Origin of the sequence: Pseudomonas sp. IT-P44 (assembly GCF_949768225.1) — a bacterium.
Lineage (GTDB): Bacteria > Pseudomonadota > Gammaproteobacteria > Pseudomonadales > Pseudomonadaceae > Aquipseudomonas > Aquipseudomonas migulae.
Window position 1 is genome coordinate 82,906 of record NZ_CATKQM010000046.1, and the last position, 24,098, is coordinate 107,003.

The 24,098-nt window shown below is 61.6% G+C and carries 21 protein-coding genes; 13 read left to right on the plus strand and 8 right to left on the minus strand.

Annotated features, from left to right (window positions below; genetic code table 11):
• Positions 1-154 precede the first annotated feature (154 nt).
• The 6 genes from ACM6IO_RS21925 (at position 155) to ACM6IO_RS21950 (ending at position 5,663) form a co-directional block, all read left to right on the plus strand.
• Positions 155-2,056 (plus strand): sensor histidine kinase, encoded by a 1,902-nt coding sequence (locus ACM6IO_RS21925; protein ID WP_008040854.1) that lies wholly within the window; start codon positions 155-157, stop codon positions 2,054-2,056.
• A complete protein-coding gene (locus tag ACM6IO_RS21930; protein WP_008040853.1) occupies positions 2,053-3,381 on the plus strand; it encodes a sigma-54-dependent transcriptional regulator in 1,329 nt (442 codons plus the stop codon). Before ACM6IO_RS21925 ends, ACM6IO_RS21930 begins: the two co-directional genes overlap by 4 nt.
• Positions 3,382-3,389: 8 nt before the next feature.
• On the plus strand, positions 3,390-3,719 hold the full coding sequence (locus ACM6IO_RS21935) for a GlpM family protein (RefSeq protein WP_192228627.1): 330 nt from the start codon (positions 3,390-3,392) through the stop codon (positions 3,717-3,719).
• A gap of 243 nt (positions 3,720-3,962) precedes the next feature.
• Complete coding sequence (locus ACM6IO_RS21940) at positions 3,963-4,883, plus strand: arginase (protein WP_414912216.1); 921 nt, start codon at positions 3,963-3,965, stop codon at positions 4,881-4,883.
• On the plus strand, positions 4,880-5,254 hold the full coding sequence (locus ACM6IO_RS21945) for an EamA family transporter (RefSeq protein WP_008032192.1): 375 nt from the start codon (positions 4,880-4,882) through the stop codon (positions 5,252-5,254). The genes ACM6IO_RS21940 and ACM6IO_RS21945 overlap by 4 nt, the downstream gene beginning before the upstream one ends.
• A gap of 10 nt (positions 5,255-5,264) precedes the next feature.
• Positions 5,265-5,663 carry a transporter gene (locus ACM6IO_RS21950; protein WP_414912217.1) on the plus strand — a complete coding sequence of 133 codons (399 nt, stop codon included), beginning with the start codon at positions 5,265-5,267 and terminating at the stop codon, positions 5,661-5,663.
• A 114-nt stretch (positions 5,664-5,777) separates the two neighbouring features.
• Here ACM6IO_RS21950 and ACM6IO_RS21955 read toward each other — a convergent pair whose 3' ends face one another.
• Entirely contained in the window at positions 5,778-6,539 is a 762-nt protein-coding gene (locus tag ACM6IO_RS21955) for a MipA/OmpV family protein (protein ID WP_414912218.1), read from the minus strand.
• Positions 6,540-6,770: 231 nt separating this feature from the next.
• Here ACM6IO_RS21955 and ACM6IO_RS21960 point away from each other — a divergent pair, with 231 nt between their 5' ends.
• The 6 genes from ACM6IO_RS21960 to ACM6IO_RS21985 are packed head-to-tail and all read left to right on the plus strand — an operon-like array spanning position 6,771 to position 14,034.
• The gene (locus tag ACM6IO_RS21960; RefSeq protein ID WP_414912219.1) at positions 6,771-7,469 is read left to right on the plus strand and encodes an MtnX-like HAD-IB family phosphatase; all 699 of its coding nucleotides are present in this window, start codon (positions 6,771-6,773) and stop codon (positions 7,467-7,469) included.
• Positions 7,462-8,856: an aspartate aminotransferase family protein gene (locus ACM6IO_RS21965; RefSeq protein ID WP_008032198.1), complete on the plus strand. Its 1,395-nt coding sequence runs from the start codon at positions 7,462-7,464 to the stop codon at positions 8,854-8,856. Before ACM6IO_RS21960 ends, ACM6IO_RS21965 begins: the two co-directional genes overlap by 8 nt.
• Positions 8,853-9,731 (plus strand): alpha/beta hydrolase, encoded by an 879-nt coding sequence (locus ACM6IO_RS21970; protein ID WP_008040846.1) that lies wholly within the window; start codon positions 8,853-8,855, stop codon positions 9,729-9,731. Before ACM6IO_RS21965 ends, ACM6IO_RS21970 begins: the two co-directional genes overlap by 4 nt.
• Positions 9,732-9,745: 14 nt before the next feature.
• Positions 9,746-10,873 carry a GNAT family N-acetyltransferase gene (locus ACM6IO_RS21975; protein ID WP_414912220.1) on the plus strand — a complete coding sequence of 376 codons (1,128 nt, stop codon included), beginning with the start codon at positions 9,746-9,748 and terminating at the stop codon, positions 10,871-10,873.
• Between the two features lie 10 nt (positions 10,874-10,883).
• Positions 10,884-12,656: an ATP-binding protein gene (locus ACM6IO_RS21980; RefSeq protein WP_414912221.1), complete on the plus strand. Its 1,773-nt coding sequence runs from the start codon at positions 10,884-10,886 to the stop codon at positions 12,654-12,656.
• Positions 12,646-14,034, plus strand: coding sequence for a sigma-54-dependent transcriptional regulator (locus ACM6IO_RS21985; RefSeq protein ID WP_192228566.1), 1,389 nt, complete (start codon positions 12,646-12,648; stop codon positions 14,032-14,034). Before ACM6IO_RS21980 ends, ACM6IO_RS21985 begins: the two co-directional genes overlap by 11 nt.
• A gap of 1,022 nt (positions 14,035-15,056) precedes the next feature.
• On the opposite strand, the gene ACM6IO_RS21990 is transcribed toward ACM6IO_RS21985, so the two are convergent.
• The 3 genes from ACM6IO_RS21990 to metE form a co-directional block, all read right to left on the minus strand.
• On the minus strand, positions 15,057-15,722 hold the full coding sequence (locus ACM6IO_RS21990) for a DsbA family oxidoreductase (RefSeq protein WP_414912222.1): 666 nt from the start codon (positions 15,720-15,722) through the stop codon (positions 15,057-15,059).
• Between the two features lie 245 nt (positions 15,723-15,967).
• On the minus strand, positions 15,968-17,002 hold the full coding sequence (locus ACM6IO_RS21995) for an alpha/beta fold hydrolase (RefSeq protein ID WP_008043579.1): 1,035 nt from the start codon (positions 17,000-17,002) through the stop codon (positions 15,968-15,970).
• 252 nt (positions 17,003-17,254) lie between these two features.
• Positions 17,255-19,567 carry a 5-methyltetrahydropteroyltriglutamate--homocysteine S-methyltransferase gene (metE, locus tag ACM6IO_RS22000; RefSeq protein WP_414912223.1) on the minus strand — a complete coding sequence of 771 codons (2,313 nt, stop codon included), beginning with the start codon at positions 19,565-19,567 and terminating at the stop codon, positions 17,255-17,257.
• Positions 19,568-19,675: 108 nt separating this feature from the next.
• Here metE and metR point away from each other — a divergent pair, with 108 nt between their 5' ends.
• Positions 19,676-20,593, plus strand: coding sequence for a transcriptional regulator MetR (gene metR, locus ACM6IO_RS22005; RefSeq protein WP_008032216.1), 918 nt, complete (start codon positions 19,676-19,678; stop codon positions 20,591-20,593).
• A gap of 135 nt (positions 20,594-20,728) precedes the next feature.
• Here metR and ACM6IO_RS22010 read toward each other — a convergent pair whose 3' ends face one another.
• From ACM6IO_RS22010 to ACM6IO_RS22025, 4 genes are all read right to left on the minus strand, one after another.
• The gene (locus tag ACM6IO_RS22010; protein ID WP_192228626.1) at positions 20,729-21,226 is read right to left on the minus strand and encodes a GNAT family N-acetyltransferase; all 498 of its coding nucleotides are present in this window, start codon (positions 21,224-21,226) and stop codon (positions 20,729-20,731) included.
• A 2-nt stretch (positions 21,227-21,228) separates the two neighbouring features.
• Positions 21,229-21,867: a LysE family translocator gene (locus tag ACM6IO_RS22015; protein WP_008032220.1), complete on the minus strand. Its 639-nt coding sequence runs from the start codon at positions 21,865-21,867 to the stop codon at positions 21,229-21,231.
• A 22-nt stretch (positions 21,868-21,889) separates the two neighbouring features.
• Positions 21,890-22,324, minus strand: coding sequence for an NUDIX hydrolase (locus tag ACM6IO_RS22020; RefSeq protein ID WP_008043577.1), 435 nt, complete (start codon positions 22,322-22,324; stop codon positions 21,890-21,892).
• A gap of 186 nt (positions 22,325-22,510) precedes the next feature.
• The gene (locus tag ACM6IO_RS22025; protein ID WP_414912224.1) at positions 22,511-23,890 is read right to left on the minus strand and encodes an HD domain-containing phosphohydrolase; all 1,380 of its coding nucleotides are present in this window, start codon (positions 23,888-23,890) and stop codon (positions 22,511-22,513) included.
• Between the last annotated feature and the right edge of the window lie 208 nt (positions 23,891-24,098).

The following is a 24,098-nucleotide window of genomic DNA, read 5'->3' on the forward strand; positions in this document are numbered from 1 at the left end:
CTCCAGTCCCCAGTGGGAGCGAGCCTGCTCGCGATGAGGCCCTGACAGTCAACATTGATGTTGAATGTCAGTCCGCTATCGCGAGCAGGCTCACTCCTACAGGGGCCAGCGGTGACTCTCCTGCAAGTGTTGTGGTTGACCCAAGGCATCTGTGATGAAATGCGACCCCACTCTCTATCGCGCAGCGCCGCCATCACTCGTCGTGAAACCCCGTCTGATCCGCCACTTGTTCCTGCCGCCACTGGTCATCGCCCTGATGATCGGATTGGGTTACCTCGGCTTCTGGGTCAGCGAGCACTACGGGATCCGCAGCCTCAGCGAGAACGGCCAGCGTCAGCTCGAACTGCACGCCCGCGCCGTCGAGAGCGAGATCAGCAAGTACACCTACCTGCCCAGCCTGCTGGAACTCGAAACCAGCGTTTCGAAGCTGCTGGCCGACCCGTCGCCGGAACACCGGCAAACGGTCAATGAATACCTCGAAGGCCTGAACCGGCGCAGCCGCAGTCGGGCCATCTACGTGATGGACACCACCGGTCGTGTCATGGCCACCAGCAACTGGCGCGACGTCGACAGTTATCTCGGTGAAGACCTGTCCTTTCGCGCCTATTTCCAGAACGCCGTGCGCGGCCAGCCGGGTCGCTTCTATGGCATCGGTAGCACCAACGGCGAACCCGGTTATTACCTGGCCCATGGCCTGGAAGAACACGGCAAGATCATCGGTGTCGCGGTGGTCAAAGTCCGCCTCGAAGCCATGGAAGAACGCTGGCAGCGCGCGCGCCTGGAAGCCTTCGTCAGCGACGAAAACGGCATCATCATTCTCTCCAGCGATCCGGCGCGACGGCTGAAATCAGTCGTTCCATTGAGCGACGAGACCAAGGAAAAACTCGCCCGCAGCCTTCAGTACTACTGGTTTCCACTGAACGAACTGCAACCGCTGGCCCGTGAAAGACTGGCCGAAGGCGAGGAAAAACTGACCTTCCCGGCCAACAGTGAAGTGGAGTCCGACGAAGAGGACATCAGTTACCTCTCGCAAACCCGCCCCTTGAGCGACACCCCGTGGAATTTCACCCTGCTCACGCCGCTGCAGGATTTGCGTCGCGAAGCGATCAATCAGGGGATTCTGGTGGCCGTGGCGTTTGCCCTGGTGGCGTTCCTGCTGATTGCCTGGAACGAGCGCCGCAAGGTGATCGCCACCCGTCTCGCCGCCCGGGAAGCCTTGCAGGAAGCCAACAATCAACTGGAGCGTCGGATTACCGAACGCACCACCGACCTGCGCGCCAGCAACGAACGGCTCAAGGGCCAGATTCGCGAACGCCGTCAGGCCGAAGAGACCTTGCGCCGCGCCCAGGATGAACTGGTGCAGGCCGGAAAACTCGCGGCCATCGGCCAGATGTCCACCAGCATCGCCCACGAATTGAACCAGCCGCTGGCGGCGCTGCGCACCTTGTCCGGCAACACCGTGCGCTTCCTCGAGCGCGGGCAACTGGATGTGGCCAGCACCAACCTCAAGACCATCAACGAACTGATCGACCGCATGGGCCGGATCACCGCAAGCCTGCGCTCCTTCGCCCGGCGCGGCGACGACAAGGGCCAGGCCTGCCTCGGCAAAGCGGTGGACGCCGCGCTGCAACTGCTCGGCGGACGTGTGGAAAGTGTCCCTCTGCACTTGCATCGCGAGTTCGCCGACGTGCAGGTGCAGATTGACCAGACCCGCCTGGAGCAGATTCTGGTCAACCTGATCGGCAACGCCCTCGACGCCATGCAGTCGCAACCCCAACCGGAATTGTGGCTCGAAGGCGAAGCGTTCGACGGCAAGTATCGCCTGCGGGTACGCGACAACGGCCACGGCATCGATGCCGAAGCGCGCAAGCATCTGTTCGAACCGTTCTTCACCACCAAACCCGGCGAGCAAGGCCTGGGCCTCGGCCTGACCCTGTCCGCCAGCCTGGCCGCCGCCACCGGCGGACACCTGGGTGTCGAACACCCGGCCAGCGGTGGTACCACCTTCGTCCTCAGTTTACCGTTGGTAAGCCCCCTTCAAGCCGAGCCAATATGAACAACGACCTTAGTGTGCTGATCGTCGAAGACGACCCTCATGTGCTGCTCGGCTGCCAACAGGCGCTGACCCTGGAAGACATTCCCTGCGTCGGCGTGGGCAGCGCCGAAGAAGCGCTGGAGCGGGTCGGCGACAACTTTGCCGGCATCGTCATCAGCGACATTCGCCTGCCGGGCATCGATGGCCTGGAATTGCTGACCCGGCTCAAGGCCCGTGATCGCAGCCTGCCGGTGGTGCTGATCACCGGCCATGGCGACATTTCCATGGCCGTCGGCGCGATGCAGAAAGGCGCCTACGACTTCATGGAGAAACCTTTCTCCCCCGAACGCCTGGTGGATGTCGCCCGTCGTGCGCTGGAGCAACGCAGCCTCGCCCGGGAAGTCTCTTCGCTGCGCCGGCAATTGGCGGAGCGGGATTCCCTGGAAGGCCGGATCATCGGTCGTTCGCCAGCCATGCAGAACCTGCGGGAATTGATCGCCAATGTCGCCGATACCTCGGCCAACGTGCTGATCGAAGGCGAAACCGGCACCGGTAAAGAACTGGTCGCGCGCTGCCTGCACGACTTCAGTCGGCGTCACACCAAACAGTTCGTCGCCCTGAACTGCGGTGGCCTGCCGGAGAACCTGTTCGAAAGTGAAATCTTCGGTCACGAAGCCAACGCCTTCACCGGCGCCGGCAAGCGGCGGATCGGCAAGATCGAACACGCCGACGGCGGCACGCTGTTCCTCGACGAGGTGGAAAGCATGCCGCTGCCGTTGCAGATCAAACTGCTGCGGGTGTTGCAGGAACGCACCCTCGAACGCCTCGGCTCGAACCAGAGCGTGGCGGTGGATTGCCGGGTGATCGCGGCGACCAAGTCCGATCTCGACGAGTCGAGCAAGGCCGGCGAATTCCGCAGCGACTTGTATTACCGGTTGAACGTGGTGACCCTGGAACTGCCGCCGCTGCGCGAGCGCCGCGAAGACATCCTGCAACTGTTCGAGCACTTCCTGCAGCAATCGTCCTTGCGCTTTGACCGTGCCGTGCCGGAGCTGGACAACCAGACCGTGTCGAACCTGATGAGCCACGACTGGCCAGGCAACGTCCGTGAACTGCGCAACGTTGCCGAGCGGTATGCCCTCGGTCTGCCGGCCTTCAAGAAGTCCGGCGCCAGCGGCAGCAATCAGGGCCTGGCCTTCGCCGAAGCGGTGGAAGCCTTCGAACGCAACCTGCTCGGCGACGCCTTGCAACGCAGCGGCGGCAACCTGACCCAGGCCAGCCTGGAACTGGGCATGGCCAAAACCACGCTGTTCGACAAAGTGAAGAAGTACGGGTTGAGCCACTGATGGACCTGATGCTCAAGGCAACCCTGGGCGCAGCGGTGGTGCTGATCCTCGCTGCGCTGGCCAAGACCAAAAACTATTACATCGCCGGCCTGGTGCCGCTGTTTCCGACCTTTGCGCTGATTGCGCACTACATCGTCGGCAAGGGCCGCTCGCTGGACGACTTGAAGACCACGATTGTGTTTGGCATGTGGTCGATCATTCCGTACTTCATCTATCTGGCGACGTTGTACGTGATGGTCGACCGTATGCGGCTGGAGGCTTCGCTCGCCGTGGCTGCGGTGGCGTGGTTGATCGCGGCTACGATCCTCGTCAGCGTCTGGGTACGCTTCCAGACCTGACCACACCCCCTGTAGGAGCGAGGCTTGCCCGCGAAGAACGATAACGCGGTGTATCAGTTGCTCCGCGGCGGACCATTCGCGGGCAAGTCGGATCGCCGCACCGCTCGCTCCTACAGGATCTGCGTTGTTTCGAGACTGAAGGCTGGCCCGCCCCTTGCATTTACCCCCCAAAGCCCCCTCGGCCGGCCTTCATGATGGATGGAGCCGGTGTCTGGGAGGGTCTGCCAAGGGTGAATTGCGACCTTGAACATTTTAGATCTCGACCACAGCCTGACTGCCCAGGCCCCCATCGCACGGTTGCTCGACAGCGGCCGCGCGAAACGCCTGGACCTGCTCGACCTCGGTCCGAAATTGCGGCTCTGGTCCAGCGAACGCACCTGGCGCCGCTTCGCCGAACGCCTGCAACAACGTCCGCGCCACAGCGGTCCGCAACCGGAAATCTTCTTCGTCGGCTCCGGCGATTACCACCACTTGACCCCGGCCTTTCTCACTGACTTGCCGGTGCCGGTGAGCCTGATCCACTTCGACAATCACCCCGACTGGGTCCACTTCGCCCCGCGTCGACACTGCGGTTCGTGGGTCAACCAGGCGCTGAAACTGCCGAACGTCCAGCGCATCGTCACCCTAGGCCCGTGCAGCGATGACCTGCAAAATCCACAGCTCAAGGGCGGCAACCTCAGCGCCCTGAAACGCGGGGTCTTGCAGCTGTTTCCGTGGCAGCATCCGCCCTCGAAAGTCTGGGGCCGGGTCGGCGATGGTGCCGGGCATCTGCAACTGGAAAACCAGCTGCACTGGCGCAACCTCGCCGAACTGGATTGGCCGGTGTTTCTCGATCAGTTGATCGCCAGCCTGCCCACCGAGGCGGTGTGGATCACCATCGACAAAGACGTCCTGGCCAGCGAAGACGCGGCGACCAACTGGGATCAGGGCGGCATGCGCCTGAGCCATCTGCTGCAAGCGATACGCGTGCTGGCCGCGAACAAGCGGATCCTCGGCATCGACATCTGCGGCGAATACGCCCGCCCCGCCTTCAGCAACGCCTTCAAACGCTGGGAAGCCAAGGCCGACCAGCCGCCGGCGGAACGCTGGAGCGCAGACGATCTGCTGCGAAACTCGGCCACCAATCAGGCACTGATCGAGCTGTTCGAGGAGCTGTTCCCATGACCATTACCGTGATTGTGCTGGTGGCGTTTTCCATCGTGCTGGACGTCATTGGCCAGCTCTGTTTCAAGCTCGGACTCGACCGTTTGCCGGAACTTGAAGGCGGTTTTCGCCTGAATGCATTCTGGGGCCAGGTGTTCAACGCGCCGCTGCTGTGGTGCGGGATCGGCGCCTACGTGATCGAGTTTTTTGTCTGGCTCGAAGCCCTCTCCCGCGCGCCGCTGAGCCTGCTGTTTCCGGCTGCGGCGCTGGCGTATTGCGGCGTGGTGCTGGCCGGCAAACTGATCCTCGGCGAAACCGTGAGTCGCCGGCGCTGGCTCGGCACCTTAGTGATTACGGCGGGCGTGATGCTCGTGTGTGTCGCCCATGCATGAGGCTCAATCGATGATCAGAGGCAAGACCGACTGGCTGCATGAGCGCTTGGGCACCATCGTGCTGTGGGCGCTGTTGATCGCTTTTGAAAGTGCCGGGCAGATCGCCACGAAGGTGGGCGGTGATCAACTGGGGCAGATGGATTTCAACCTGAAATGGCTGATGGCGGTGGCGGTCAATCCGGGGGTGTGGCTGGCGATCGCCTGTTACATCGGGGCGTTTTTCGTGTGGATGCTGATCTTGCGGCGTAGCAGCCTGTCGCTGGCGTTTCCGTTGAGTTCGCTGGTGTTCGTCGGGGTTTTGCTTGGGTCTTGGCTGGGGCTGGACGAGCAGATCAGCGTGCTGCACTGGGTGGGGGTGGCGGTGATCATGGGGGGGATTGCGTTGCTGGCGGAGGGTGAAGAAAGTTGAATATCCGTTGAATTCAAGGCCGCCTTCGCGAGCAAGCCCGCTCCCACAAGGACCGCGCATAACCTGTGGGAGCGGGCTTGCTCGCGAAGGCGTCAGACCTGCCAACAAACTTTTCTAATTGAACTTGTAGGCCACCGCCGCCTGCACCTCCCCCTGGTTGGTATCCCCGACCGCTTTGACAATGCTGCTATCCGCCGCCGACCCCGTCAGGTGAATCCAGCTCGCGCTCGTCAGCAGTGACCATTGCGGCGCCAGGGGAAATTCGAAGCTCTGGGTCAGCGCCACGTTCTGCAAGCCACCACCGGCGTTGTACGGGCGGATCCCCGAGGCTTGAGACTCGTCGGCACTGACGCCGAAGAACGTCTGAGCCTGCCGGGCATTGGCAAAATGTGCGGTCAGGTTTGAGCTGCCGATCACCCCGCCACCCAGTGGATAACCCACCTCCCCACCCAGCCGTCCCAATACCCCGCCCTGCCCGCCTCGCCCGCCAACCGCCTGGCCAACCGAAGCAAATACCCGCCAGAAGTCGGCCGGCGCGTACTGCACAAACCCGCCCACTTCGCCCATGTCCGGCACATCGCGCAAGCCTTGCAGCTCACCGTTGGAGGTCCGTCCCGGCAAGTAATTCAGGAACGGCCCGGCGCTGAAGCCACTTGCGTTGAACGCGTCCCAGGTCAGCCCGCCATCGGTGCTCAGGCTGACATCGCCCCAGTCCAGATCGAGGTACGGCACGGGCCGGGTTTCGTAACGGCTGCCGGTTGGATCGTGTGGCTGATAGCTGAGGCCAACCCCTGCTTCGCCGGTGATGCCGTCTGCTGAAACGTTGGCCGAAAGGCACGTCAGCGCGGCGAATAGAGCAACAGTAATCCTCGACATGAGGCAATTCCTTGAACGGGACATGCGCGCATCAATCCCCGGATCGCGCTCCCGGCGCAAGCACTCATGTTGTTTGTAGCGACCTACAAAAATTGTAGCTTCGAAGACACGAACACACGCCAGAACCCCGCCCCTGCTGGGCCAAACCCGGTTGGCACAGTCCCTGCTCTACCCCTTGTGCAGCGCAGACAGCACACCCGGCGCACACTTTTTACAAGATAGGTAACGCAGATGATTGACTGGCATATCGTGTGTGATTTCGACGGGACCATCACCCGCACCGACGTGATCGACAGCATCCTTCAACGGTTCGCCGACCCGAGCTGGGAAGCGATCGAAAACGAGTGGCTGGCGGGCGACATCGGTTCCCGTGAATGCCTCAGCCGCCAGCTCTCGCTGGTCAAGGCCACACCCTCCGAGCTGCTCGGGTTCTTCGACTCGGTCGAGATCGACCCGGACTTCCCTGACTTCGTCGACCACGTGATCGGCCTCGGCGCCTCCCTCGAAGTGGTCAGCGACGGCATCGAGCAAGGCATCGCACGGATCCTGGCGCGCAACTACGTCAGCCTCTTGCCGATCCTCGCCAATCGCCTGCGCCAACTCGATCACGACAGTTGGCGCATCGACTTCCCCCATGCCAGCGACGCCTGCCGCGCCGCCTCCGGCAACTGCAAATGCAAGTCCACCCCCAGCACCAAACGGGTGCTGGTAATCGGCGACGGCCAGTCCGACATGTGCGTGGCCGCCACCGCCGATTTCGTGTTCGCCAAGGATCGCCTGGCCGAGCACTGCGAGCGCAACGGCATCGCTTACGCACGCTTTGACAGCTTCGCCGAACTGCCTGCGTTGCTGGCCTTGCTGCCAAGCGCCAACGCCGCCAATGCCACCTCTTTCAACGTTGAAACACAGGAACTCCTCCACCATGTCTGATATTCGAATCGCTACTGCAGAAGACCAGATCCTCCTGGATAAAGAAGCCAAATACTGCTCCTACGGCGACACCGTTCACTACATCGACCCGCCGCGTATCTTCAGCCGATGCGAAGGCTCCTACGTCTGGGACACCGAAGACCAGGCCTACCTCGATTTGCAAATGTGGTACTCGGCGGTCAACTTCGGCTACGCCAACCCGCGCCTGAACAATGCGCTGAAACAGCAGATCGATACGCTGCCGCAGATCGCCAGCCAGTACCTGCACAAAGGCAAGATCGAGCTCTCGGAAATGATCGCGGTCGACGCGAAGAAAAAATTCGGCCTCGACGGTCGCGTGCACTTCAACGTCGGCGGGTCGCAGTCCATCGAGGACTCGCTGAAAGTCGTGCGTAACGCCACCAACGGCAAGAGCCTGATGTTCGCGTTCGAGGGCGGTTACCACGGGCGTACACTCGGCGCGTCGTCGATCACCTCCAGCTACCGCTATCGCCGCCGCTACGGCCACTTCGGCGAGCGCGCCAATTTCATCCCGTTCCCGTACCACTTCCGTGGCCCGAAAGGCATGACCAAGGAAGAATACGGCAGCCATTGCGTGCAGCAATTCGCCCGCCTGTTCGAGACCGAATACAACGGCGTCTGGGACCCGAAAGTCGGTCAGAGCGAATACGCCGCGTTCTACGTCGAGCCGATCCAGGGCACCGGCGGCTACGTGATTCCGCCGATGAACTTCTACAGCGAACTCAAGCATGTGCTCGACCAGCACGGCATTCTGATGGTGGTCGACGAAATCCAGATGGGCTTCTATCGCACCGGCAAGCTGTGGTCGATCGAGCACTTCGACGTCAAACCCGACGTCATCGTCTTCGGCAAAGCGCTGACCAACGGCCTCAATCCGCTGGGCGGCATCTGGGCAAAAGAAGAGTTGATCAACCCGAAAATCTTCCCACCAGGCTCGACCCACTCGACGTTCGCCTCCAACCCGTTGGGCACGGCGGTGGGCCTGGAAATGTTCAAGATGACCAGCGAAGTCGACTACGGCGCGATGGTCATGAACAAGGGCAAGTACTTCCTCGAAGGCTTGAAAGACTTGCAGAAACGCTACCCGATCATCGGCGACGTCGACGGCCTGGGCCTGGCGCTGCGCTGCGAAATCTGCGGCCCGGACGGTTTCACGCCGGACAAGGCCACGCTCGATTTCATGGTCGAAGAAGGCATGAAGGGCGACATCGAAATCGACGGCAAACGCCTGGGCCTGATTCTCGATGTGGGCGGTTACTACAAGAACGTCATCACCCTCGCGCCGTCGCTGGAAATCAGCTATCCGGAAATCGATTTGGGCATCGCCCTGCTCGACCGCTTGCTGCATCGGGCGATGACACGATGAACGAGCAAGAGATCGACATGGGCGAAGGCAGCGCCGGTTTCGTTCTCGGCAGCGGGGAGGTCGCGGTGTTGTTGATCCACGGCCTCACCGGCACCCCGACCGAGTTGCGTCGGGTCGCCATCGGCCTGGCCAAGGCGGGTTGCACGGTGTACGTGCCGACGCTGGCAGGGCACTGCGGAGACAACGCCGACCTGCAAGCCACCGGTTGGCGTGACTGGTACGAGAGCGCACGCAATACCTTCATCGGTGTGCGACGCAAACACGAGCACGTGTTCGTCGGCGGTTTGTCGATGGGCGCGGTGCTGTCGATGTACCTCGCCGCCGAGCATCCGGGGCAGATCGAAGGCTTGTTGCTGTATTCGACGACCCTGCGCTACGACGGCTGGAACATGCCCAAGGTCGCCGTGCTCACGCCGTTGCTGATGGCGATTCCGTTTGGCGTGCACCTGTGCCGCTTCAACGAAAAATCACCTTTTGGCATCAAGGACGAACGCTTGCGAGCGGTCGTCGAGCGGCAGATGAAGGCTGGCGAGAGCAGCAATGCCGGGCTGCTGACCATGTCCGGGGTGAGTGTCCGGGAACTGCATCGACTGGTGGCGGCGGTGAAAAAACGCATGCCGCAGATCACCACGCAAACGCTGGTGCTGCACTCGCGCGAAGACGACATCACCAGCCGCTGGAACGCCGATTATGTGGAACGCAAACTCGGCGGTCCGGTGGTGAAGGTTCTGCTCGACGACTGCTACCACATGATCACCGTCGACCTGCAATACCGCCGCGTGGTGGAACTGAGCGCGGACTTCATCCGGCAACGTTTCATTCAACAGCGCTGCGCCCCCAAACCCATGCGCCAGGACTATCGGCAACTGGCCTGACTCAAGGAAACGATGTGATCACAGCCCTTGCCTTTTCGACGATCGAGGCCATCGACCGCGATGCCTGGAATGTCTGTTTCCCTGCCGAGTTGGAGGATTGGAATTACTACCGGGCGGTTGAACGGGCCGGCATCGCAGACTTTCAATGGCGCTATCTGGCGTTGTACGAAGACGAGGTATTGATCGCGGCGGCCGTGGCGTTCACCACCGCTTACTCGCTGGACACCACGGTTCAGGGGCTGGGTAAACGCATCAGTGAACGGCTGCGTCGCGTGTGGCCGGGGCTGTTCGACGTGCACCTGTATGCCCTCGGTTCGCCGGTGGCCGAGCAGTGCCACGTCGGGACCGCGCCGCACATCGACCCGGCCCGGCGCGTGGACCTGCTTCAGCAATTATTACGGCTGGCGCGCCATGATGCCGATCAGGCCGGGGTCGGTTTGCTGGCCGTCAAGGATGCCTCTCACCGCGACCCGCAATGGTTGCAGGTGTGTCAGGACGCGGGTCTGCAAAGCATGCCCGGCCTGCCCAGCGCCGAGCTGCCGATCCGCTTTGGCTCGGTGGACGCCTACCTTGGCACGCTCGGCAAATCCACCCGCAAAGACCTGCGCCGCACCCTGCGTGGCCAGGGGCCGCGCATCGAATGGCGGCGCTCGGTCGATGACCTGCTGCCGCGCATGATGGCGCTTTACGAGGCCACGCTGAGCCGCAGCGACCTGACCTTCGAACGCCTGCCGCCCGGCTACTTCCGCCAGGTCCTGGAACACCTCGATGAACGTGCCGCGTGCGTGTTGTATTGGGTCGGCGAAGAGTTGGTGGCGTTCAACCTTGTGCTGTTCGACGAACTGCGACTGGTCGACAAGTTCTTCGCCCACGACCTGGCCCAGACCCGCGAACACAATCTCTACGTGCGCAGCTGGCTGGCCAATGTCGACTACTGTATTGAGCACGGCATCCCGATCTACGCGTGCGGCCAGGCCGGTTATGCCAGTAAGCTGCGCCTGGGTTGCTCGTTTACCGGCAACACCGTGTTTTTCCGCCATCGCAACCGCTTGCTCGACAGCCTGTTGCGTGTGGTGAAACTGTTTATCCGACCGGACCGTTCCGACCCTGCCATGGCCGCCGCGATCAGCGAGCAGCAATAAGCGAAGCACAATGACCAAAGACTCACGCACCAACGCTCGACCTTTCGCCCTCTCCGGCTGGAGCCTGCAGCGCAAACTGGTGCTGGCGTTCTGGCTGGTCAGCGTCATTCCGACGATGATCGCCGCCGAACTGGCGGCCACCACGCTGTCGCAGATTTTCGACAGCAACGTACGCATCTGGCTGCAGGAATCGACCAAGATCGTCGAGGACGAGATCAGCGAAATCCTGCGCGACAACGCCCGGGTCGCGCAGCTGTTCCTGCGTTACACGCGCCCGCCCACCGATCGGCAGGCGAACAAACACGACAAGCTGACCACCGACATCGCCGACTCCATGGGCATCGACGTCGTGGCGCTGGTGCGCACCAGCGATCACAAAGTGGTGTTCAGCACCGCCGCCGACGACATCGTCCGCCAGATCAGCACCGCGCCCAAAGCCGTGCTGCAAACCCTGCAAGTCGGTGGCGTGGCGACCGGCACGGTGGTCTCGACCTTCGAAACGGATCAGGACGGCGTCGAGTACAAACTGGTGATTGCCACCTACCTCGACAACAGTTTCCTCACCAGCGTGGCCGACGTGCACTCGCTGGACCTGCGCCTGTATCTGGCCAAGGCCAATGACTTCTCGGAGATTTTTTCCACCCAGCGCTTCGAGGACCACCCGGCGGCCGTACCGGAAAAAATCGAACAAATCCTGCGCAGCACCAAACAGCCGATCGAACAGTTCACCAACCGCTACAGCGGCATCTACCGGCCGATCCTCAATGAAAACGGCGAGCTGCAAGGGGTGATTTTCAGCGGTCTGTTGCGACACACCAGCCTGGTCGGGCTGGTCAATCAGAGCAACCTGTTCTTCCTGATTTTCCTGCTCAGCTCGGCGGCGTCCCTGGCGGTCGGCTGGCTGGTTTCGCAGCGCCTGACCAAGCCGTTGCGCGGGTTGTCCAAAGGCGTACAAGCGGTGATCGCCGGGGATTATCGCCAACGCCTGCCGGTCACCGGCGGCGACGAACTGGCGGAACTGAGCAGCACCTTCAACCACATGAGCGAACGCCTCGGCGAGTTGCAGCATCTGGAATCGCAACTGCGTCGGCGTGACCGCCTGCATGCGCTGGGCGAAGTGGCGATGGGCCTGGCCCATGAAATCCGCAACCCGCTGGGCATCATCAAAACCGCCACGCAACTGCTGCACCGGCGCGCCGATTTGCCCGAGACCGACAAGCGTCATCTGGAATACGTGGTCAGCGAAGTCAGCCGGATCAACGACCTGATCACCGACTTCCTCGACTTCGCCAAACCCAGCGCACCGATGCGCTCGACCCAACTGGCACGCCCGCTGGTGGATGAACTGGTCGGCTTCTGCGCGCCGGAGCTGGCCAGCCACAACATCGATGTACAAGTCGAAGATCAATCGCCCACCGCGACGCTTTACGCCGACGCGCGGCAAATCAAGCAGGCCGGCCTGAACCTGATCGTCAACGCCATCGACGCCATGCCCGACGGCGGGCGGCTGACCCTGGGCATCAGCAGCGACCGGCACTACACGGTGATCAGCATCAGCGACACCGGCCAAGGCATCGAACCGGACATGCTCGAACGGATCTTTACACCGTTCGTCACCACCAAGGCCTCGGGCACCGGGCTGGGTCTGGCCAAGGTGTTCTCGATCATGGAGAGTCATGACGGGCGCATCGAATGCGTCAGTGAAAAAGATGCCGGGGCCACATTCACCCTGTACATTCCGGCCAACGGTGAAGACTTCGACGAGGGCAGCGATGACACATAACGTACTGGTGGTCGACGACGAGCCCAAGCTCTGCGACCTGCTGGCCTCGGCGCTCAGTCAGAACGACATTGTGGTGTTCACCGCCGGCAACGGCCTGCACGCGCTCAAGGTGCTGGAGTGCGAAGACATCGACCTGGTGATCAGCGACTGGCGCATGCCCGGCATGGACGGCCCGCAACTGCTGGCAGAAATCAAAAGCCGTTTTCCGCAGTTACCGGTGATCGTCATGACCGCCTACAGCACCGTGAAAAACGCCGTGCAGTCGATGCGCAACGGCGCCTTCGACTACATCGCCAAACCGTTCGACATTGATGAGCTGGACATCACCGTCAACAAGGCCCTGCAATTTCGCGACATTCTCAAAGACAACCAGCGCATGCGCGCCGAGCTCGACGAGCACCGGCAGATCGACAGCCTGATCGGCGACAGCCCAAGCTTTCGGCGGGTGCTGCACGCCATCGACTCGGTGCGCGAAAGCAACGCGACCATTCTGCTGACCGGCGAAAGCGGCACCGGCAAGGAAATGGTCGCCCGGGCGATCCACACCCACGGCAATCGCGCCGACAAACCTTTTGTCGCGGTGAACTGCGCGGCAATCCCCGAAGGGCTGCTGGAAAGCGAAATGTTCGGCCACCGCAAAGGCGCGTTTACCGGCGCGGTGGCGGATCGCGTCGGACGTTTCCAGCAGGCCGACAAGGGCACGCTGTTTCTCGATGAAATCGGCGAAATGCCGCTGGCGTTGCAGGCAAAAATCCTCCGGGCCTTACAGGAGCGAGTGATCGAACCGGTGGGCGATCCGCGCGAGCGCAAGGTCGATGTACGGGTGATCGCGGCGACCAACAAAAACCTGCTGGACGCGGTGGCCAACAAGGAGTTTCGCGAAGACCTCTACTACCGCCTCAACGTCTTCCCGATTCCGCTGCCGGCCCTGCGCGAACGGGTTGAAGACATTGCGCCGCTGGCCCGGCATTTCGCCCACACGCTAGGGGCTGCGGCCGGCAAACGTTTCAGCGGTTTCAGCGCGCAAGCGTTGCAGGCCATGGCCCGGTATTCATGGCCAGGGAATATTCGCGAACTGCAGAACTGCGTGGAACGGGCGACCATTGTCGCCTCGGGCGCGGTGATTGAAGAGGAAGACCTGCCGGCGTATCTGTTTGCTTCAAGCTCCGCCGACGGCGGCACGTTGATCGCTGAGGGCAGCGTACCGGCAGACCTGGAAGCGGCGCTGGCCGAGGTGGAAAAAACCTACATTCTGGCGGCGCTGGCACAGAGCAACGGCGTGCAGGCAGCGGCGGCGCAGTTGATTGGGATTTCCGAGCGCAGCTTCTGGTATCGGTTGAAGAAGCTGGGGATTCATGTGGACAAAATTGTGCGCTGATCCCTGCCTGTGGGGGCGCAATGCTGTTCACTTGGGCGCTAACCGTGGGCTTTGAATGGGGCATATCCGTTGCTGCGGTAACGGCGGGTATTGGTTTCGCCCTTACGGCGAGTCACTTTGGAAAAGCCCCAAAGTAACCAAAGGGCTCTTGCCCCTTTCGTTCGGTGGCTCGCTAAGGCTCGCCATGCCCTCGCTCCGGTCCTGCTCCGTGGGCCCGCCGCCATCGGCCATCCATGGCCGGGGGCGGCTAACCCGGCATCCATGCCGGGTTGCCCACTGCGCAGAACCTCCACTCGGCCTCTCGAGGGGGCGACTACCGCCACAGCCGCCGAGGCGGCCTGAAAGCCGACCTGGCTCTTTGGGGGTACGCGTTGTCCTTCTCTGCTGCGTTCACTCATTCCCGACATGTACACCAACCCCTGTAGGAGCCGGCTTGCTGGCGATAGCGTCCTTTCAAGCGATAGATGTGTCGACTGACCCACCGCTATCGCCAGCAAGCCGGCTCCTACAGGGGGTCGTATTTATCCAAATGCATATGCGTTTCCCTTGTAGGAGCCAGCTTGCTGGCGATGGCGTCCTTTCAGGCGACAAATGCGTCGACTGACCCACCGCCATCGCCGGCAAGCCGGCTCCTACAGGGAATCGCGTTTGCTTTTGATTTTCACCACTCATCAGGCCGAGCGTTAGCTCGCCTTCCGCTTTTGATCTGAGCGCCCCCTCGAGAGGCCGAGCGCAGGTTCTGCGCAGTGGGCAACCCGGCATGGATGCCGGGTTAGCCGCCCCCGGCCATGGATGGCCGATGGCGGCGGGCCCACGGAGCAGGACCGGAGCGAGGGCATGCCGAGCCTAGGCGAGGCACCGAACGAAAGGGGCAAGAGCCCTTGGTTACTTGGGGCTTTTCCAAGTGACTCGCTGTAAAAGCGAAACCGTCAGCCGCCATTACCGCAGCAACGGATATGCCCCCCATCCTAACCGTGGAAGCAAGCCCGCACCCACAGTAATCAATCCAGTCAACCAAGCGATCAGCTTACAGTCCCGCCTTTTGATTCACTCATGATCTGCCGAATCGCCCCCACAAACGTCTCCACCGGCTGCCCGCCACTGACCGCATATTGCCCGTTGAACACCACCGTCGGCACCGAACTCACCCCCCGCGACAACCACAACTGCTCTTCCTCTCGCACCTCTTTAGCGAACGCGTCCGAGGCCAGAATCGCCTCAGCCCGCTGCCGGTCCAGACCAACGCTTTGCGCAATCTGCACCAACTGAGCGTGGTCGGACGGATTGCCGCCCTCCGTGAAATACGCCTTGAACAACGCCTCTTTCAAATTGAACTGCAACCCTTCCAGCCCCGCCCAGTACAGCAAGCGATGCGCATCGAACGTGTTGTAGATGCGGCTGTTGCCGTCGGTGCGAAAGGCGAACCCGACTTCGGCGCCACGCGCACGGATCATTTCGCGGTTCTTCTGCGACTGCTCCGGGGTCGAGCCGTATTTCTCGGTGATGTGTTCGGTGATGTTCTGCCCTTCCGGGCCCATCTTCGGGTTCAGCTCGAACGGCTGGAAACGGATCTCGGCCTGGACCTCGTCCCCCAGCAGATCCAGGGCACGGGTCAGGCCGTACAGCCCGACAACGCACCAGGGGCAGGACACGTCGCTGACGAAATCGATTTTCAGGGGGGTACTCATCACTCACCTCGCGGGCTGGATACGGGCCGGAAAAGTTGAACGATACACCTGTGGGTCTGAGTACATCTGCTAGAAATTGGTTGGCTGTCAGGCCGTCATCGCTAGCAAGCCAGCTCCTACAAGGTAAGGTGTGTCAACCCGGTCTGTAGGAGCCGGCTTGCTGGCGATGGGGCCTTCAAATCCTGCATCGTTGTCGAGACCGCCTTCGCGGGCAAGCCTCGCTCCTACAATTACAAGGATTGGGGTTACAGGAGGTTGTGTTCGGCCACCGGATCAATCTGCGCCCAGTGCGAAGTGTCCTCGCGATGAGCCTGCAAATAGGGCAGCACCGCCGCAAGCAATGGCGCTTTGAAGGCCTCCTGAAAACGATGGGCCAGCCCCGGAATCAGCTTCAACTGGCTGCCACGAATATGCGCCGCCAGGTGCACGCCATGCATTACCGGCAACAGCGGATCGGCAGTGCCATGAACCACCAGCGTCGGCACCCGCAGTTGATTGAGCAGTGCCACCCGGCTCGGCTCGGCGAGGATCGCCATGATCTGACGCTTCACGCCCTCGGGGTTAAACGCACGGTCATAGGACTGCGCCGCCTGATGCAGCAGCGCTTGCCGATCATCACTCACTGACGGGCTACCCAGCGCCGCCAACAAATCAGCCTGCTGCTCCAGCGCCACTTCACGATTCGGTGCGCCACGCCGCGAAAGCAGTTGCACCAGCGCCGCGTTCGGCGCCGGCAAGCCTTCGGCACCGGAACTGGTCATGATCAGCGTCAGGCTCTCGACCCGCTGCGGCGCCATGGCCGCCATGTGCTGGGCAATCATCCCGCCCATGCTCGCGCCCAACACGTGGAATTGCTCGACGTGCAAGGCATCCATCAAGCCCAGCGCATCGTCGGCCATATCGGTCAGGGAATACGGCGCCGATACCGGCAAACCAAGTTTGTAGCGCAGCACTTCGAAGGTCAGGTTGGCGTCGGCAGGCGATTGCCGCCAGGTGGACAGGCCGACATCGCGATTGTCATACCGGATGACCCGAAAACCCTGCTGACACAGCGCGACCACCACCTCGTCCGGCCAGTGAATCAACTGCCCGCCCAGGCCCATCACCAGCAGCAACGCAGGATCGGAGGCGCGGCCGATGCTCTGGTACGCCAGGCTCACCTGCGCCAGATCGACCCGTTCGGTCGGAACATTGACATCGCATCGAGACGCCGCAAAGGACGGCAGGCCAAAGAACAACGCGGCCAGGAAGGCCGCCGTTGATAAAAATCGTGCACGCATGAAAAACACCGAAACGCAGAACCCCAGTAGAGCGCGAGTCTGATGAAGTTTGTTGAAGCGCGCTGCCACAGTTACGTGACAGTTTGATGAAGAGTGCTGAACGGTCGTTTCCGAGACTGCGTCGCCTGCTTCGCGAGCAAGCCCGCTCCCACATTCGATCGCATTCCAATTGTAAGAACGCGGTCAACTGTGGGAGCGGGCTTGCTCCGGGCGGCGTTCCGACGAAGGCGCCAGAACAGGCGCCTCAGGACTTTAGGCCAGCTGACTGCGCAGTTGCCGCGCCGCAGCCACCATGTTCACCAATGCTGCTTCAGTCTCCGGCCATGCCCGGGTCTTCAAACCGCAATCCGGGTTCACCCACAACCGCTCTGCCGGAATGCGCTTCACGGCCTTGCTCATCAACTTGACCATCTCGGCCGTGTCCGGCACGCGTGGCGAGTGAATGTCGTAGACGCCCGGACCGATGTCATTCGGGTAGTCGAACGCTTCGAAGGCTTCCAGCAATTCCATGTCCGAGCGCGAGGTTTCGATGGTGATCACATCGGCATCCATGTCGGCAATCGCCTTGATCACGTCATTGAATTCGCTGTAGCACATGTGCGTGTGGATCTGGGTTTCATCGCGCACGCCGGAGGCGCTCAAGCGGAACGCTTCCACCGCCCAGTCGAGGTATTCCTGCCATTGCGCCCGACGCAGTGGCAAGCCTTCGCGGAACGCGGCTTCGTCGATCTGCACGATCTTGATGCCGGCGTTTTCCAGGTCGACTACTTCGTCACGCAGGGCCAACGCCAACTGCTGCGCCTGGACTTTGCGCGAAACGTCTTCACGCGGGAACGACCACATCAGCATGGTCACGGGACCGGTGAGCATGCCTTTCATGACCTTGTCGGTCTGGCTCTGCGCGTAGCTGATCCAGTCGACCGTCATGGCTTTCGGCCGGCTCAGGTCGCCATAGATGACTGCCGGTTTCACGCAGCGCGAGCCGTAGCTCTGGACCCAGCCGAAACGGGTGAACAGGTAGCCGTCCAACTGCTCGGCGAAGTACTCGACCATGTCGTTACGTTCGGCTTCACCGTGTACCAGCACATCCAGCCCCAGACGTTCCTGGACTTGCACGGCATGGCGAATTTCGTGGTGCATGGCGTCGGTGTAGTCGTTGGCTGACAGCTTGCCTTGCTTGTAGGCCTGTCGCGCCAGACGGATCGAACCGGTCTGCGGGAACGAGCCGATGGTGGTGGTCGGGAACGCCGGCAGTTTCAAGCGCGCACGTTGTTGCTCGATACGTTTGGCGAACGGCGATTGGCGTTGGCTATCCGCTGCACTGATGGCATTGATGCGGGCTTGTACTTCCGCTTTGTGAATACGCGGGGACTCGGCACGGCTGGCCTGAATCGCCCGGCTGTGTGCCAGCGCGGTTTGCACTTTGGGCGATTGCGGATCGTTGAGCGCGTCGCGCAGCACGGCGATTTCGCCACACTTCTGCACCGCAAACGCCAGCCAGCTTTTCAGTTCCGGATCGAGTTTGTCTTCGCGTTCCAGGTCTACCGGGCTGTGCAGCAGCGAGCAGGAACTGCTGACCCACAGGTTGTCGCCGAAACGCTCCTGGGCCAATTGCAGTTGTGCGAGCACCGGCTCCAGTTCGCAGCGCCAGACGTTGCGGCCGTTGACCAGGCCCACCGAGAGAATCTTGTAGGTCGGCAGACGATCGAGCACGTGCAGCAGTTGGTCGGGCGCGCGCACCGCATCGATGTGCAAGCCTTGTACGGGCAAGCCGACGGCCAGGCCGAGGTTGTCTTGCAGGCCGCTGAAGTAGGTCGCCACCAGTTTTTTCAGCGGCGAATACTGGAGGATGTGATAGGCGCGTTCGAAGGCGTTTTTCCATTCTTGCGGCAGGTCGAGGGTCAGGATCGGTTCGTCGATCTGCACCCACTCCACACCTTGTGCGGCGAGGCGGCCGAGGATTTCACCGTAGATCGGCAGCAGGCGCTCCAGCAGGTCGAGCTTGTCGAAGTCATTGCCTTTGGCCTTGCCCAGCCACAGGTAAGTCAGCGGGCCGATGATCACCGGTTTGACGTTGTGGCCAAGGGCCTTGGCTTCGTCGACTTCGTCGAACAGCTGTTCCCAGCTCAGCTTGAACTGCTGGTCAGCGCTGAATTCCGGGACCAGGTAGTGGTAGTTGGTGTCGAACCACTTGGTCAGTTCCTGGGCGTATTGCGCTTTGCTGTGTTCGCCACCGCAGCAAGTGGTGGTGGCGCCACGGGCCATGGCGAACAACGTGTCGAGCGTCGGCAGGCCCCTGGCATTCTTGGCGCTGTCGAAACGCTCCGGGATCACACCGAAGGTCAGGGAATGCGTCAGGACCTGGTCGTACCAGGCGAAGTCGCCGACCGGCAGCAGGTCGATGCCGGCGTCTTTCTGTAATTGCCAGTGGGTGGCGCGCAGTTGGCGGCCGACGCTCTTCAGCGCGTCCTGATCGAGATCGCCCTTCCAGTAGGATTCGAGGGCTTTTTTCAGTTCGCGGTCAGCGCCGATGCGTGGAAAACCAAGTGTGTGGGCCAGAGCCATGGTGAGTTTCTCCTTGTAAAAGATGGCGCTATTGTCGACAGCCAACCCAACATGAGACAAACTCAACCTTTTCGTGTTGATCACAAGTTTTCCTCATGGAGCCCTCCGGTGCTTGAAATCCGTCACTTGAAGACCCTGCACGCCTTGCGCGAAGCCGATAGCCTGGTCGATGCCGCCGACCGCCTGCACCTGACGCAGTCGGCGCTGTCCCACCAGTTCAAGGAGCTGGAAGAGCGCATGGGCATGCCGCTGTTCGTGCGCAAGACCAAACCGGTGCGCTTCACCAGTGCCGGTTTGCGCCTGCTGCAACTGGCCGACGCCACCCTGCCACTGCTGCGCGGCGCCGAGCGCGATATCGCGCGGCTGGCCGGTGGCACCGCCGGGCGCCTGCACATGGCGATCGAGTGCCACAGTTGCTTTCAGTGGCTGATGCCGACCATCGACCAGTTCCGCGATGCCTGGCCGGAAGTCGAGCTGGACCTGGCCTCGGGCTTCTCTTTCGCGCCGCTGCCGGCGTTGGCCCGTGGTGATCTGGATCTGGTGGTGACCTCCGATCCGCTGGAACTGGCCGGGATCACGTATGTGCCGTTGTTCACTTATGAAGCCATGCTCGCGGTTGCCAATCAGCACCGCTTGGCGAACAAGGCGTACATCGTTCCGGAGGATTTGCTCACGGAAACCCTGATCACTTACCCGGTGGAACGTGACCGGCTGGACATCTTCACCCGCTTCCTGGAGCCGGCCGACATCGAACCGGCCCAGGTCCGCACCTCGGAACTGACGGTGATGATGATGCAGTTGGTCGCCAGCGGTCGTGGCGTGTGCGGCATGCCGCACTGGGCGCTGCATGAATACAGTTCACGGGGCTACGTGAAGGCCAAGCGACTGGGCGAGAAGGGATTGTTTGCGACGTTGTACGCGGCGGTTCGTGCGGACATGCTGGATGCGCCGTATATGCGCGACTTCCTGCTGACGGCAAAAGATACGTCGTTCTCGACACTCGACGGTGTCAGCGCCGTCCGATAACACAACACGGACTTGTAGGAGCGAGGCTTGCCCGCGAAGAACGATAACGCGGTCTCTCCAAATAACCGCGTCGTTCCTTTCGCGGGCAAGTCGGATCGCCGCACCGCTCGCTCCTACAGGGGATTGCGGTGATCTTTAGATCTCGCGCCACATATGAATCTTGTCGAAGTAGTCCTCGCCCACCCGCACCGCCAGCGGTTCGAGGCCGAACTGGATGAAGCCGCATCGCTGGTACAGGTTGAACGCCGCGTCATTGCCGGCGGTAACGGTCAGTTGAATCAGCCTCAACCCCGGGTGGGTTTGCGCTTCGGCCAACGCCGCCTGCACCAGTTGATAACCGAGCCCGCGCTGGCGGACCTGACTGGACACGTACATGCCAAACAGCGTCGCCTTGTGCCGGGCCTTTTCCCGAGGATCGAAAGCGAGGCCGACGATGCCCGCCAACTTCCCCTCCTCAAACGCCCCGAACACCACATCGAGCTTGCTGGTCAGGCGTGACTCCCACCAGCTCAGCGGCATCGTGGCCCGTTCGCGCACGGTGGAGGTAAACGCCTGGGGATGCAGGTCGTAGGCTTCGAGCATCAACGCCCGATAGTCCAGGGCATGGCTGGCATCAAGCCGTTCAATCCACATGTTCACGCTGTCCGTCGTTGCTCAAGCATCAGCCGCACGGCCAGCGCCGCCAACACAAACCCCATGAAGTAACGCTGCACCGCCAGCCAGGTCGGGTTGTTGACGAACCACGACGCGATGCCGGCGGCGAACACCGCGATCAGCAGGTTGACGCTGAAACTGACGCTGATCTGGGTCAGGCCGAGGATGATGCTTTGGTTGAACACCGAACCGTGCTCAGGGGTGATGAATTGCGGAAACACCGAGAGGTAAAACACCGCGATTTTCGGGTTCAGGGCGCTGGTCAAAAAGCCCATGGTGATCAGTTTGCGCGAGGAATCCGGCGGCAACTGCTGTGCCTCGAACGGCGAACGCGCGCCCGGTTTGACCGCCTGCCAGGCCAGCCACACCAGGTACAGCGCGCCGGCCCACTTCAACACTTCATAAGCCATCGGCACCGCGAGGAACACCGCAGTCAATCCCGCTGCCGCAGCGAACAGGTGCACAAAAAAGCCCGCCACCACACCGAGCAACGAAGTGACTCCGGCCTTGCGCCCCTGGCAGATCGAACGAGAGATCAGGTAGATCATGTTCGGTCCCGGCGTCAGTACCATCAGCAACGCGGCAGCGGCGAAGATCAGCAAGTCTTGAAGCGGGATCATGGCGGTTCCTTGGCGTGAATGATCAGGCGATTGCGCTCAGCGAGGCTCGATAAAACGGCAGGATCAGGTCTCGTGTCAATGGCGCCAGCGTCACATCGCCGTCGGTGGCGGGGTCGATCCAGCGCACCTCTTCGATTTCCGCCGCAGGCGATACGTCTGAATCGATGGTCAGCAGAAAGAGTTCGGCCTGTACGACAAAACCTGGCTCGTTGGCGGCCGGTGCCGAGAACTGCCCCAGATAAGTAGCGTGCGCCGGATCGATGGCCAATCCCAATTCTTCTTCCAGCTCACGCACCAGGGCGTGAACCGGTTGTTCATGGGCTTCGATCTTGCCGCCCGGTTGCATGAAAGCTTCAGTGCCACGTTTGCGCACCAGCAGCGTGCGACCGTCGGGGCCGATCAACAGGGCGGCGGCGATGTGGATGATGCGGGGGGAAGTGGCGGATGCAAGCGTCATGAGTGAGGCGTGGCCTTGGCTGAAAGGTGCAAGCATCACATGAGTGGCGGGACATCGTCACGCCGAAAAAACCTCCGCGAAACACCGCCCCCTGTGGGAGCGGGCTTGCTCGCGAAGCTGTGTGTCAGTCGCCTCTATGTCGGATGTGACGCCGCCTTCGCGAGCAAGCCCGCTCCCACAGGGGGATCAGTGCTGAGCCTGGGGAACCTGTTCCATCTCGAGAATCGCGCTGTTCACCTCTTCCGGCACCTTCACGAAAATGCTGTATTTCGCGCCCTCCATGGCCTCGAAGGCGATCAGCTTTTCCACCAGCGGTCCGTTCAGCACCTTGCCGGCGTTGAGCAACAGCATGCCGTTGTCGGCGTTGAGGTTGCGCGCCAGGACCATCCCCGCAGCCAACTCCCGGGTGGTCATGACCTTGACCATCGGATCGGCCAGGGACACATCGCTCAGGTACGCGGCACACACCTTGATGAAGTCCTCCACCATCTCGGGGTCGTAGAGTTTTCCGGCATAGCTGCGGATATACACCAGCGCCTCATCACTGTTCATCTGCCGTTCCAGGATCAACCCGCGCTGCAACTCGATGAAATCCACTGCCAGTTTCAACAGCCGGGAACCGACCGGTATCGCCTCGCCCTTGAGCCGGTCGGGAAAACCGCTGCCGTCCCAACGCTCCTGATGGTGAAGAATCAGACGGGCAGCGTCCTTCATCGGATCGAGCGTCATCAACAGGGATTCGCTCTGCTTCGGGTAATTGCGATAACGCTCGCGATCATTGTGATGCAACAGGTCCGCGGGGGCGGTCATCATGCTGTCGGTCCAGCTCAGCTTGCCGATGTTGTAGAGCGCCGCCGCCATGGTCAGGTCGCGGCTGGTGCCTTCGTCCAGATCATGAAGTTTGCAGTACACCCGCACCAGCTCGATGATCTGGCGGTTGGTCTGTTTGGCCGGCGGCATGCGCAGGTTGGCCAGCAGCGAGAACATTTCTGTGCCGGTAACGTAGCTGTGCTTGAGCTCTTCGTAGGCCAGGTCGAGCATGTCGGCGGTCTGCTGCAACTCAGCGGTGCGGGAGGCGACGCGTTTGTCCAGGGTGATGTTGAGCAGCTTCAATTCCTGATTCTGATCCCACGTTTCCTGGACCAGACGCAACCGTTCACGCTCGGAATGCTGATACGCGAGTGATTGTCGCAGGACCAGCAGCATTTCCTCATCGTGCCAGGGCTTGCTGATGTAACGGTGAATCTGCCCGTCATTGATGGCTTTGATAATGGCTGACGGATCGGCATAACCGGTCAACATGATGCGCACGGTATCGGGGTAATGCTGATGGATGAGGGCCAGCAGCGTGGCGCCGTCCATGTTGGGCATGCGCGCGTCACTCATCACCAGGTCGATGGGCTGCTGCGCCATGATTTCCAGGGCCTGGGCGCCGCTGGTGGCCAGCAACACGTCGTAGGGCTGGCCGCGCAACAGTCGACGCAGGCTATTGAGGATGGACTCCTCATCGTCGACCAGCAGCACTTTGGGTTTATAGGTGGACCTCGTGGGGAGTTGCTCTTCCATGGCATTACCTCGGGCGAAAACGGTTACAGCGATATGTCGGGAACCGGGCAAACATCCCCTATTGCCGGATCCTGACCTACAGGCTAGATGATTTTCGACCCACCACTGCAATGATTCGTTTCAGTCGGTTGCGCGAAGTCTGATCCGGGCGACTATGCTCACGTCACTCGGATCCATTATCTGTACGCTCGGCCAAGTGGTCAGGGAA